This window comes from Bradyrhizobium lablabi (assembly GCF_018131005.1).
In the GTDB taxonomy this organism is placed as follows: Bacteria; Pseudomonadota; Alphaproteobacteria; order Rhizobiales; family Xanthobacteraceae; genus Bradyrhizobium; species Bradyrhizobium lablabi_D.
Window position 1 is genome coordinate 188,303 of sequence record NZ_JAFCJK010000007.1, and the last position, 11,869, is coordinate 200,171.

The window sequence follows — 11,869 nt, forward strand, 5'->3', positions numbered from 1 at the left end:
CCTTATTCGAACGCCAGCGCCGATCGCCGGCGCGAGCTCGGCCGCGTCGAGCGCTGCTGCATCATGCCGCCGATGATCTGGTCGAGCGTCGCGATGCGGTCGGCCATGCCGCGCGTCACCGCCTCGCGCGCGCCGACCATGCGGCCCTGACCGAACTCCTCGCGGACCTTGGTCTGCGTCACGCGCCGGCCGCTCGCGACCGTCTTGATGAAATCGGCACCGGCCTCGTTTGCGCGGCCCTGCAGATAGGCGCGCGCCTCGTCCGACAGGGGCGCAAACGGATGCGCCTCGTTTTTCATCGGCGACTGCTCGGAGCGGACGATCGTCATCTTGACGCCGAGCTGCTCGAGGTACCCGGAAATGTCCTGGTGCATGATCATCGCGCCGATCGAGCCGACGTCCGCAGAGGGCGTCATGACGAGCTCGGTGCCCTGCGATGCGATCCAGTAGGCTGCAGATGCGGCGAGCGTGTTTGCAATCGCGACGACCGGCTTTTTAGCTGCTGCCGCGGCAACCGCGCTTGCAGCCTCGACCGTGCCGGAGACGGTGCCGCCGGGACTGTCGACGTCGAGGATGATGCCGGCGACGTCGGGATCATCAGCTGCGCGCGCGACCTGCGACGCGATGCCCGAGAGGCTCGAGCCGAACCAGCTGCCGCGTGGCGTCAGTCCGCCGGCGATCGAGACAAGCGCGATCTTGCTCGGCGCCGAGCTCGAGGCCGCGGCCGGCGCCGCAGCGATCGCCGCCTGGCGCTGTCCGGCGCGCGCCAGGCAATCGGCGAGCGCGGCGACCTCGAGCGCGACCAGCGCGTCGATCGCCGTGATCTGCGCGAGCACCTGGCGCAGATCCGGCGCCGCGGTTTCAATCTTGATCATCGTTGCCGTCCTCGTTTGGAGAGCTGCCGCTCTGGTCGCCGGCCTCGTCGTCGCCCCGCGCGCCGCCGGCGGAATCCTTTGTCAGCGGATTTTTGTACTCGTCGCCGCCTGGATCGGTCCGCGGCGACATGTTCTCCCAGCGGAGAATATCGTTTGCGGAGAGCCATTCGCCTTGGCGGCCGATGAGATAGGCGCGGTAACGGTTGAGCAAATCGCCGCGCAGCAGGCCGGCGAAATTGAATTCAAAGAACAGCGCGCCGTTTTCATTGTCGAGCAGCAGGTCGCGCTCGATCGCCTGCTCGATCTCGATCGCGAGCGGCGCCAGGCAACCGACAACGAACTCGAGCGACTGCTGCTCGATATTGTTGTTGGTCGCGCGCTTGAGGCGCGAGGCGCGATGCGGCGGATAACTCCATAAGCCAAACACCGCCGTGTCGGCCGCGTCCTCGGTCTCGAGCAGCTGCGCCTCGGAATTCGTCACTTTGATCGGATTATATTTGACGCCATGCGTCAAAAGCCGATCCTTGTGCCGGTTGCGACCAGTGCCGGCCGCGCGCCAGTTCTCCAGGAATTCCTGGCGATCGGCCTTGTCCTTGAACGTGCCGGGATGCTCGATCGTGCCGCCGGACTGGCCATTGTTCGCAAACCAGATATCGCCGTATTCATGCACGGCGATCGCGCGGGCAAACACGTTGCGTGCGCTGTGAAAGATCGGCTCGCCGAGCAGGCCGTCCTCGCGCAGCGGATTGCTCCTGATGTGCCAAAGCTCGTCCTCGCGGTACGTTGTCTGCTTGAGCTGCGCGCCCTGGACGATCGTCGCCGGCGGATTGAACGTGTAATAGAGCCGGCCGTCGAGGCCGCGCTCGACCAGCGCCAGGCGCCGCGGATGCAGCCAATCGAGACCGCCGACAGCGTAGAACTCCGAGGCGCGCGGATCTCCTGGCGGTAGGATCGCGCAATAGGAATTCCGGTAGAAGGACACATTCCAGGCGAGCTCGCCGATCAGCTCGGCCGGCGTCTGTCGATCGTTCGGCCGGCCGGCAATCAGTCTCGTGACGGGATGATCCGGCAGCGCCTGGCGCGCGCCGTTGGCGCCGCGGCGATAGACCGAGGCCGGCAGCGATTTCATCGCCGAGGTCAGGCCATGCCGCACGGCCTGGACGGCGCCGAGCTGGCTTGCGTTGCTGTCATTCACCTCGACGCCGGCGAGCGACATGCGGCCGCCAAAATCCGCCCAGTATTTCGGATCGCTCATGTCGCGCGGCGCACCAGGATCGACCGCGTTGGCGACAGCGCGAAACGCCGAACCGAGCCCGCTCAAAATTCCCATCAGATCACCGTCAGGATATCAGCGCCGGTCACCAACCTGCCGGCCGAGGGATTCCAGCTCATGAGGATCGCGGCCTGGAACAGCGCGATCAGCGGATCGATTTTCGCGCGCCCGGAGACGGCTTTCGTCACCATCACCGAATTGCCGCGCTGTTCGACCTTGGCGTTTCCGAGCACAAACGCCATCAGCAACATGCCGCCGTGCCAGAACGTGCCATCCGACAGCTTGCGCTCGAGGCCGTACATCGCCGGCGCGAGCGCCGGTCCCTGCAGCAACCGGCGCAGCATGCCGTCGGTGACGCCGACGCCGGTCAACGCCTCAATGATCGCTGCCGCATTGTTCGGATCGATGCCGATCGCGTTTTTCTCCGGCAGCAGGCCTGAGGCGATGATCTGCGCGACGATCGCGCCGAGCTCCTCGACGTCCTGCGGCACCGGGCAGATCGAGATCTCCTGCGCGTCGGAAAAATCCAGCAGCTGCTGCGCGATGTCCTTGCGGACCTCGAGCACCTTCGGATTGGCCCAGGCGCGATACCAGGACAGCCATTCGCGCGTCTTGCGATCGCGGCCGATGACGGCCAGGCCGAGCAGGTCGTCAAGGCCGCCGCCGTCGATTCCGATCGTGACGACCTCGGAGCGCTCGAGCAGCGTCTCGAGCGTCAGGGTTTCGTCAACCGCGCCTTCCCAGAAATCGGCGCCGCGCCATCCCTCGTTGTTGATGCCAACGCCAATCTCGATATTGAGATGCTGCGAGGCCCAGACCTTGATTGCGTCGTCGCCTTTCTCGCGCTCGCTTTCCCAATCGGCGCGCAGGCTCGGCAGATGGATCGAGCGGCCGAGGTTCGGCATCACCATCGGCCAGGTCGCCGGGTCCTTCCAGCGCTCCTCGACGCCGGCAGCGCGCTCCTCGCGCGTCAGCGTCGCGATATCCTTCGGGAATTCGTAGAGCACCGGCAGCATTGGCCGAATGATCCGGCCGCGGTACTTCCCGTCGCGCACGTTGCGCGCAAATTTCAATTCCGATTTGAAAATGCCGGCCGGGATGTCGTCGCTTTGCGTCGTCGTCATGACGAGAAGGCCCTCCGGCGTCTTGTCGAGACCGCCGCGGATCTGCCGCAGCACCTTGCCGGCTTTCGCGTCCTTGCCGAGGATGTGGATCTCGTCGAGCAGCACGAAAAACAGACCCATCGCGCCGGTCAGGATGCGCAGATCGAAGGTTTTGACCTGCGCCTCGGCCTTCGTCACCAGGTCCTCGATCATCATCTCATGATCGTGGGTGCGGAAACGCCGCTTGAGATCAGCCGACTCCTCGATCATGCCGACCGCCTGGTCATAGGCGCGCACGGAAATCGCCTGCGTCGGTCCGACAAACAGCGCCTTGCCGCGCGGCCGATGGTTCATCAGCATGGCGACGAGCAGCAGCGCGGCCGAGTTGGTCGTCTTGGAGGAGCCTTTCGGCACCAGCGCCAGGATATCGCGGATATGGCGGACCTGGCCGACCGGGTCCCAGCTGCCGAACGAGGCGCGGACGATGTCGCGGAACCATTGCCCCGACGCCGTCCGCATCTTCGGCTTGCCTGGAACGTCGGGCAGCTGCAGCTCGTCATAAAACGCCTGCGCCATGTCGGCCTCATCGGCAAACAGTGGCAGATTCGGCACCAGCGATTGGCCTTGGCGGATGCGCTCCTCCCAATCGATGCAGGACAGATCCCACACGTGCGAGGTCGCGGGCGCAGCTTCGTCGATCGGCGTGAGCATTGATCTGGGGCTTGTGCTGATAGAAGGCGCGGAGATTGTCGGCTTTCGGGAGCTAAGCCGAACTCTTCTGCTCAGTCAGAGCATTACCGGTTTTGACCCAAAGCTGGCATTCCTTGACACCACCGAAGTCTAAAACCTCATTCAGCCTCACCGCTCCGGCCATGGAAAAAAATCACTTTCCGCTGCGAAGCCTTGAGCCAGATCAAAGGTGATTTTCTGGGCCCTCAGAACCTGCGAGCAGGACCATCCTTTTGCGAGGGACTAGACTGTTCATGGAGACTGCGATCTGGGCTTTTGTGATGGGGGGGCTGGTCGGTCTCATACTTTGGGGGTTCTCGAAATTTGCAATTTCGGCCGCACGTGGAGTGGAACGACGAACCGCCTTGGGCTTGCTCAGCGGAATTGCCATAGGCGCCGGAATTGTTCTCTTCGTTCAAGACTTTCTGATGCCGTTTGACACGCTGGGTACGGGCTTTGTGCTTGCCGTAATCGGCTCGTTAATCCTGCGGGCCCTTGCACAAGGCATCAGCCGTTGATCTCGTCCCGTTTGCTCGTGACCTTGGAGCGGACCTTTATGCGACCGAGCCGCATGCCCTAGTCAGGGATAACCGGCATGCTGGCCACCAGATCAATCATGGGTCGCACGTCCTCCCTCAGGAATCCGCCACGTGGGGAATCCAGATCAACTATTACAAATATGACGAAAGCGATCAGCGTTGCTGTGATGAGGCTAGGCAAGCGAGACCGAAGCGGGTCAAGCCTGTTCGCGTAGCCTGAAAAGCCGCAGGCAGCAGCGCAAATCGCAAAGAGCGCGATCATTATTTCTTCCGGAATTTGGTTTCGCAGTTCTCCAAGACGCTTCGCTTGGTTGTCGATCATCTCGTTAAGCGACTGGATGTAGAGCAGACTGGGCACGATGTTGTCTTTGGTGGAAAGGGTCTTCACCTGCTGCCATAATTTCTCATGGATTTCGGCCGTACGAGCGTAAAACACCACCCGCGCTTTCTCGGTCGTGGTAAGGGCCGCCGTCCTCATCTGGGCATATTCCCGGAGCAACTTCAGTGCCTCTGTCCGGGTGGGCTCTGGCAGCAATTGCGCACGTAAGGCCGTGGTGCCTATTGCGTTGGCCAAAGCGACTGTCGCTTCGCGTCGCGCCTCGAAACGCGTGAGCGCCATCAGAAAGCTAAAACCAACCATCAAGGCGACCATTCCGAGAAGCACTTGCTCCAGCGCGGCGATATGGTTGCTTACGCCTTTACCTTCATTCCGCTTGCCAAGGTGCTATCCGATTTCGTGCGCCAATAAGACAACGCCGACGCCACCAAGAAAAAGGAAGAGAAGGGAGTAGCCGCAAAGTTCCGCCATGACCGCTCAACCCCAAGCCAACAGTTGCTATGTTGCTTTCATCGACGCGGCAACGTCCGTCGTTGCTATTCTATCGCAATCATCAACGCTTGGCACCGGGTGCCACGATGTCGCCTTCTGGTCCTGAACCGAAGTGTCCGTTGACTGCCGCCACGTCGGCTGTCGGGGGTAGACCGGACGAAAAGTCGCGCTGGCCTCGACCGCCGCTGTTGACCCGAAGCCGACGTTTCGGGGCCGTGGGCGGAAGCTTGATCTGGATCAACAGAAGCGCTGCGGCTTTGTGTCCGTGTAAGCGCCCACAAGGTTCTGACTCCTCCAAGAGGAGCTTCCAATGACCCGTACCCGTCAGGATGACGATAGCGCAGAGCCAGAAAGCCGCTTACTAAACCGCCGCAACTTGCTGCTTTGCGGCACCACACTCACCGCCGCTTATTTGCTGTGCGCACTGGGAACAACCAGCCTCGCGCAGCAAACCACCGGCACGCCGGGTTCACCCAGTGCCACGACCACAATAGACGGTAAGTATCTTCCGCCTCCGCCCGCGCCGTTTGGCGGAACGATCAATTTGGATTCCAAAGATTCCAAGCCGTATTGGCCACCAACGGTGGTACCGCCCAAAGGTGCCCCCAACGTCTTGTTGATTATGACCGATGACCAGGGTTACGGCGTGACCAGTACCTTTGGCGGCGTCATCCCAACGCCTGCAATGGACCGCATCGCGAAGGCCGGACTGCGTTACACCCAGTTTCACTCAACTGCACTTTGCTCGCCGACGCGAGCTGCGCTGATCACGGGCCGCAACCATCACTCGGTGGGCTTCGGTGTGATCACCGAAATGTCCACCGGATATCCGGGGTACGATTCCGTCATCGGGCCGGAGAGCGCCACGGTCGGTACGATCCTGAGGCAGAATGGCTACGCGACGTCGTGGTTCGGCAAGAACCACAACACGCCCAGCTATCAATTAAGTTCGGCGGGGCCCTTTGACCAATGGCCGAACGGGATGGGGTTCGATTACTTCTATGGCTTCAATGGGGGCGAGACTGATCAGTGGACGCCGTTCCTCTTCCGCGACAAGACACAAGTCTTCCCGTGGATAGGACACCCCGGCTACAACCTCATCACCGACATGGCCGACGACGCGATCACTTACTTAAAGGGGCTCAATAACGCCGCGCCAGACAAGCCATTCTTCCTCTATTATGTGCCCGGCGGCACCCATGCACCACACCAGCCCACACCAGAGTGGATCAAGAAAATCAGCGACATGCACCTGTTCGATCAGGGCTGGGAAAAGCTGCGCGAGACGATCTTCGCCAACCAGAAACGGCTCGGTGTAATCCCTGCGAATGCCCAGCTCACGCCGTGGCCGGATGGCCAGCCCGAATACGGCGGAGCGAAGCTTCAGAAATGGGACACGCTCAGTCCCGACGAAAAGAAACTCTTCATTCGTCAGGCGGACGTTTTTGCAGCCTACGCGGCCTACACCGACTATGAAATCGGCCGTGTGATTCAGGCTGTGGAAGACATCGGCAAGCTCGACAACACACTTATCATCTATATCAGTGGCGACAACGGCAACAGCGCCGAAGGATCCATCCTCGGCACCCCGACCGATATGGCCGCGATCCAAGGCGTCAACATTCCAGTCGCAGAGCAGTTGAAGTTCTACGACGTTTGGGGTTCGGCCCAGACCACGCCGCACATGGCGGTGGCCTGGACTTGGGCCTTTGATACACCATTCAAATGGACCAAGCAGGTTGCGTCGCACTTCGGCGGCACCCGTCAAGGCATGACCATCTCATGGCCTGGCCACATCAACGACGCTGGCGGTATCCGCACGCAATTTCATCACATCATCGACATCGTGCCGACGATCCTCGAAGCCACCAGCATTCCAGCGCCGGTGATGGTCAACGGCGTTGCTCAGAAGCCGATCGAAGGCGTGAGCATGTCCTACACCTTCGACAAAGCCAACGCCAACGCCCCGTCAACGCGGACGACGCAATATTTCGAGATGGTCGGCAACCGGGCGATCTACCAAGACGGTTGGCTCGCCGCCACCACGCCGCCCGAGCCGCCTTGGGATTTGGGATTGGGGAAATTTCCCAACGTGGTCAACGGCTACAAATGGGAGCTTTACAACATCGCCGAGGACTATTCGGAGAGCACCGACCTCGCCGCCAAGATGCCGGACAGGCTGCGCGACATGAAGGAACTGTTTCTGGTCACGGCGCAGAAATACAACGTGTTCCCGCTGGATAACAGCTTCAGCGCTCGCGCAGCCACGCCGAGACCGAGCGCGACCGCCGGACGGACCGTCTTTACCTACTCGGGTGAATCGTCCGGTCTTCCCTACAGCGATGCTCCCGACATTACGGCCAAATCTTACTCCATCACCGCCGAGGTCGAAATTCCGCAAGGAGGTGCAGAAGGCATGATCAATACCCTCGGCGGCCGCGCTGGAGGCCATGGTCTCTATTTGCTCAAGGGCAAGCCGGTCTTTGTGTACAACTTTTTTAACTTGGAGCGCTTCCGCTGGGAAGGCCAGGCGGCGCTCACGCCCGGGAAGCACACCGTCGTGTTTGATTTTAAGTATGACGGTCCCGGGTTCGGCAAGGGCGGCACCGGCGTGCTGTCGGTGGATGGCAAGGAAGTCGCCAGCAAGACGATCCCGCACACCATCCCGTTCGTCGAGACGATCGACGAGACCTTCGATGTCGGGTTGGATACGCGCACGGGCGTGGACGACAAGGACTACCAGCCGCCGTTCCGTTTCACCGGCAAGATTGACAAGCTAACGGTCAAGCTGGTCCCGCTGAAAGCTGCGGAGGAAAAGCTCCGCCAGCAAAAGGTCCAAGAAACGATAAACAAGGCACAGTAGATCACTCCGCCCTTGGTTGCTTGGCACTTGGCTTTGAACTCGAAATTGCGACGGTCAAGTAAAAGGGATGACTTCCGCTGTTGGCCCAACTCGGACCTCCGGCGATGTTCGCTTGCGTACCGCTATCAAGGGCATAGCAGACATCAGACCCCATTCGCGCGACGACCTCATTTTATGACAACACGTCCCAAGTAACGACCGGAGCGAGACGTAGCGCTTGAGCTGTTCGCGCGAGACGCCGCTCGCTCGATCCCAGTTAATGCTGCGTCGAGGCCTGCTGCCGGCGCATCATGAGCTCGCCGAGCGGCGTGCCCGTGTCAGGCTGATGCGCCGCAGCAAGCGCCGCCGCCTTCTTGCCGAGCTTCTCAGGCTTGGCGGGCTTGTCGACCGGCGCTGGCTTCTGCGGCTGTTGCGTCTGGCCGTAGAGCATGAGGTCGTTGCGCTCGAGATACTTCTGGAATTCCCGGATCGCAGACACGTTGCCGGCGTTGACGCCGTCGAGCAGTTTGACGCCGAGCTGCGCGACCAGCCGATCGCGCGCGACGTCGCGGTATTTGAGCTCTGAAAAATAATGCTTTCGAAGCGTCGGCTGCGTGATGAACAACGCCGCCGCGATCCGCGCATTGCTCCAGCCGAGCGCGACTAAGAGGCTGACGCGATTCCGGTTTTGCTGCGAAGCGACATGCTCCGGCCGACCGCGCCCGCCCCAATTGGCCGGCACCGGATCGCCGAACAGGTCAAAAACTTCAGCCATGATGAAAAAAATCCGCCAATGAGTGAGGGGCCGGTCCGCAGAGCAGGACCTCGCGAAGGAATTGCCCACCCCCCACCCCGAACATTGCTTTGTCAGCACTCAGTCCCAGACGCCGCGCATGTGCAGGCTTGCCTGCTCCTCGCGCTGCTTGTCTCGATCGTGGCAAGCCTTGCAAAGCGTCTGCAGGTTACCGTCATCCCAGAACAGCGCCTCATTGCCACGATGCGGCTTGACGTGATCGCAGACCAGCAGCGCCGTGTTGCCCTCGACCTTGCCGCACGCCTTGCGCTGGCACGTGTAGAGATCGCGCAGAAAGATGCGCAGACGCAGCTCGCGCCAACGCGCCAGCTTGTACCAGGCTTTCCAAGGCGGCGAGGCTTGCGGCATTCAATCAAAGGAAAGGCCGACCATCTTGCGATGGCCGGCCATTGGGTGCGCTTCGCGCGTCGACCTGGAATCAGGTGCTGCGCTTTCGGGCCAGTGCCCGTTCGTCGAACCGTCCTAGTCGCGTGGCGATCTAGACTGCCGGCTCGACCTGCGTCTCGCTAATCTGGACAGAGACGCCGCGCGTGATGGCGTCGATAAACACTTTGAGTCGGCCCTTTGAGTCAAGGCGCTCGATCTTGCCGACAAATTGCGCCATTGGCCCGTCGACGATGCGAACGAGCTCGCCGATCGCAAATTTGCGCCGAGCTCGCGGCACGTTGAGTGCAGCGACGATCAGCCGTAGCTTGCGCATCTCGTCCGCTGACATCGTCGGAATGAACTCGCCGACCTTGAGCAAGTCATCAACGTCGTCGATCGCCCTGATTGCGAGGTACGACTGATCGACCTCAAAATCAGGAACGAACAGCAGGCCTGGGAGAAACGCCCTGGTGACGAGCCTGCCGAGATGTGACTTGCGAACCTCGCCGCCTCGACCGCGATCGATCGTCCTGACAATCGCCGGCGAATAACCGGAGAGATTCATTCGCGCAAATGCCTGCATGACCTTTGCGTCACGGCCCGGCGTGATCCGCCACAGGTACCAACGCGACGGCACGGCAGGTACCGCGATCGGCTCGACATCAACCGGCACATAGCCAACTATCTGCCCCTTGTAGTACCCCATGTTCATTCGCTCTCCCCTGCGACTTGCCACGTTCCATCGCGGCGCGGCGGCCACAGCGCCGGCACGCGGAAACCCTGTTTTGCTTTGCGCAATCTGAAATTCGGATTCGACGACGAGACGCCGTGAACGTTCGGATCGAAAGGCTCGAGGAAAATCCGCTCCGCCTGCGGCGGGGCGCCGAGCCAGAGCTGCAGCCGATCGCGCCAGGCGGCAAACTGCGGCGTCCCCACGTCGACGACTTGCCAGGCCTCGCGATCGATGCCGGCATGCACAGCCAGCGCGACGAGGTCAGGTTGCGGAGGCAGCGACGTCCAGACGCCCTCACCGATCGGCGGCTCGCGGATAACCGGCAGCTTTCGCCGCTCGGCGATCTGCGTCGCCACGGCCAAGCCCTTGAGCTCGTTGCCCTGGACGAACCGCCGAGGTGGAGGCGCAGGCCTCGCGGGCGCGGCGCCAGGCGCCGGGAATTCCTTGAAGCCGCGCGTCCGCACCCAGAGGTGAAAATTCATCGGCCGGCGCTGCTTGAGCTCGCGCAATTTCGCCATGCAGAGCGGCACCGCGTGGCGACACCAGGCGCGCTCGTCCGGCGACAGCAGCCGGAATTCCTCGAGCGCCGGTCCCGTCGCATGACCTCATGGCCGACATAGGCGTCGAAGGTCGGCCCGAACTCCTCCGGCTCGGCTTCCTCGACCTGCTTGCGATCGCCCGGTAATCCCCCGGAGGGGGACTTAGGGGGAAGTTCAGGTTCAGGTTCAGAGATTAGGCCCTCGCACGATTGCGAGGGTCGGCCGAGTCCCAGCCGAGGGTCTGACCCTCGCAAGTTGCCAGGGTCAGCGTCGTCGTCTGACCCTCGCAAATTGCTAGGGTCAGATGGGGTTGAATTTGCTTCTCTTTCGTCTGCGACCGCGCGGCCAGCCGCCCTCGCCTCGATCGCATCGATGTCGGCCTCGAACAGGAGGCGGATCTTGTCGGTGGTGCGCCGGCCGCGGCTGTCGCTATTGCGGTTGCCATACTCGTCGATCCATTGCGGCTGGCGTAAGATCGCGCCGATCTCCTCGAGCCAGGAAAGACGGCGGCGGATTGTGTCAGCCGACATTTCCAGGTCTTCGGCAAGCGAGGGGATTCCGACCCAGCAGAAGCCCTCGCCGTCGACATAGAGCGTCAGGTTTGTCAGCACGGCTTTGGCCGAGACGTTGCGCAGTCGGAGGTTGCGCGCCCAGCTATGCGCCTCGTCGGCAGCGATGCGGCGCGGACGCCGTTTCGCGGTCGTCATGGTTTCACGTCCTAAGTAAGGATTTCGGGAGACGCTGACGCAACAAACACTGAAAATTCACGGCCGCGGCTGCAGCAAGCGCTCGACGATCCTGCCGGCCGACAGCCGCGAAATCGCGCCGAGCGAGATTGCGTCGCCGAGCCGATCGAGCCATTCGCGCCGGAAACGCCGCCGCTTGAGCAACGGCGGATCGACAACGCCGGCGGCGATCGCCGCGCGGTCCGGGATCTCGGATTCCTCGAGCTCGCCGAGCTCGGCGCCTTGCAGCACGAGTTGGCAGATGACGTCTGCCAGGTTGACCGCCTGCGGCCCACCAGCCGCTAGGCAACGCAGGACGGCGTCAGCTCCAGGCATTGATGCCGGGTCTGACCTCGAGACGCGCATCGCACAGCGGCGTCGCGTTGGTTCCGAGCCGCTCTTCGTCGCGCCAGAATTCGATCCAGTAGCGATCGCGTCCGCCTTCCTGCTCATGGCGGCCGACCTTGACCATTTCGCAGCGACTGCATTGCTGTTCGGTTTT

At 62.0% G+C, this 11,869-nt stretch carries 13 protein-coding genes; 2 read left to right on the top strand and 11 right to left on the bottom strand.

Annotated features, from left to right (window positions below):
* Window positions 1–2: 2 nt before the first annotated feature.
* From JQ553_RS22355 to JQ553_RS22365, 3 genes are read right to left on the bottom strand one after another with little or no spacing between them, the layout of a single operon-like run.
* The gene (locus JQ553_RS22355) at window positions 3–875 is read right to left on the bottom strand and encodes a S49 family peptidase (RefSeq protein WP_249144513.1); all 873 of its coding nucleotides are present in this window, start codon (window positions 873–875) and stop codon (window positions 3–5) included.
* A complete protein-coding gene (locus JQ553_RS22360; RefSeq protein WP_212502171.1) occupies window positions 862–2,205 on the bottom strand; it encodes a phage portal protein in 1,344 nt (447 codons plus the stop codon). The genes JQ553_RS22355 and JQ553_RS22360 overlap by 14 nt, the downstream gene beginning before the upstream one ends.
* Window positions 2,205–3,962, bottom strand: coding sequence for a terminase TerL endonuclease subunit (locus tag JQ553_RS22365; RefSeq protein WP_212502172.1), 1,758 nt, complete (start codon window positions 3,960–3,962; stop codon window positions 2,205–2,207). The genes JQ553_RS22360 and JQ553_RS22365 overlap by 1 nt, the downstream gene beginning before the upstream one ends.
* A gap of 272 nt (window positions 3,963–4,234) precedes the next feature.
* Here JQ553_RS22365 and JQ553_RS22370 point away from each other — a divergent pair, with 272 nt between their 5' ends.
* Window positions 4,235–4,498 (top strand): hypothetical protein, encoded by a 264-nt coding sequence (locus JQ553_RS22370; RefSeq protein WP_212502173.1) that lies wholly within the window; start codon window positions 4,235–4,237, stop codon window positions 4,496–4,498.
* A gap of 58 nt (window positions 4,499–4,556) precedes the next feature.
* Here JQ553_RS22370 and JQ553_RS22375 read toward each other — a convergent pair whose 3' ends face one another.
* Window positions 4,557–5,171 (bottom strand): hypothetical protein, encoded by a 615-nt coding sequence (locus JQ553_RS22375; protein WP_212502174.1) that lies wholly within the window; start codon window positions 5,169–5,171, stop codon window positions 4,557–4,559.
* Window positions 5,172–5,658: 487 nt separating this feature from the next.
* Here JQ553_RS22375 and JQ553_RS22380 point away from each other — a divergent pair, with 487 nt between their 5' ends.
* On the top strand, window positions 5,659–8,211 hold the full coding sequence (locus tag JQ553_RS22380) for an arylsulfatase (protein ID WP_212502175.1): 2,553 nt from the start codon (window positions 5,659–5,661) through the stop codon (window positions 8,209–8,211).
* A 256-nt stretch (window positions 8,212–8,467) separates the two neighbouring features.
* On the opposite strand, the gene JQ553_RS22385 is transcribed toward JQ553_RS22380, so the two are convergent.
* The 7 genes from JQ553_RS22385 to JQ553_RS22415 form a co-directional block, all read right to left on the bottom strand.
* Window positions 8,468–8,965 carry a hypothetical protein gene (locus JQ553_RS22385; RefSeq protein WP_212502176.1) on the bottom strand — a complete coding sequence of 166 codons (498 nt, stop codon included), beginning with the start codon at window positions 8,963–8,965 and terminating at the stop codon, window positions 8,468–8,470.
* A gap of 99 nt (window positions 8,966–9,064) precedes the next feature.
* The gene (locus JQ553_RS22390) at window positions 9,065–9,352 is read right to left on the bottom strand and encodes an HNH endonuclease (RefSeq protein WP_212502177.1); all 288 of its coding nucleotides are present in this window, start codon (window positions 9,350–9,352) and stop codon (window positions 9,065–9,067) included.
* 130 nt (window positions 9,353–9,482) lie between these two features.
* Window positions 9,483–10,082, bottom strand: a complete 600-nt coding sequence (locus JQ553_RS22395) for a transcription termination/antitermination protein NusG (protein ID WP_212502178.1) — start codon at window positions 10,080–10,082, stop codon at window positions 9,483–9,485.
* Window positions 10,079–10,621, bottom strand: a complete 543-nt coding sequence (locus tag JQ553_RS22400; protein ID WP_212502179.1) for a hypothetical protein — start codon at window positions 10,619–10,621, stop codon at window positions 10,079–10,081. Before JQ553_RS22400 ends, JQ553_RS22395 begins: the two co-directional genes overlap by 4 nt.
* Entirely contained in the window at window positions 10,582–11,349 is a 768-nt protein-coding gene (locus tag JQ553_RS22405; protein ID WP_212502180.1) for a helix-turn-helix domain-containing protein, read from the bottom strand. Before JQ553_RS22405 ends, JQ553_RS22400 begins: the two co-directional genes overlap by 40 nt.
* Window positions 11,350–11,406: 57 nt before the next feature.
* Complete coding sequence (locus JQ553_RS22410; protein WP_212502181.1) at window positions 11,407–11,703, bottom strand: hypothetical protein; 297 nt, start codon at window positions 11,701–11,703, stop codon at window positions 11,407–11,409.
* The gene (locus JQ553_RS22415) at window positions 11,690–11,839 is read right to left on the bottom strand and encodes a hypothetical protein (RefSeq protein WP_212502182.1); all 150 of its coding nucleotides are present in this window, start codon (window positions 11,837–11,839) and stop codon (window positions 11,690–11,692) included. Before JQ553_RS22415 ends, JQ553_RS22410 begins: the two co-directional genes overlap by 14 nt.
* Window positions 11,840–11,869: the final 30 nt, after the last annotated feature.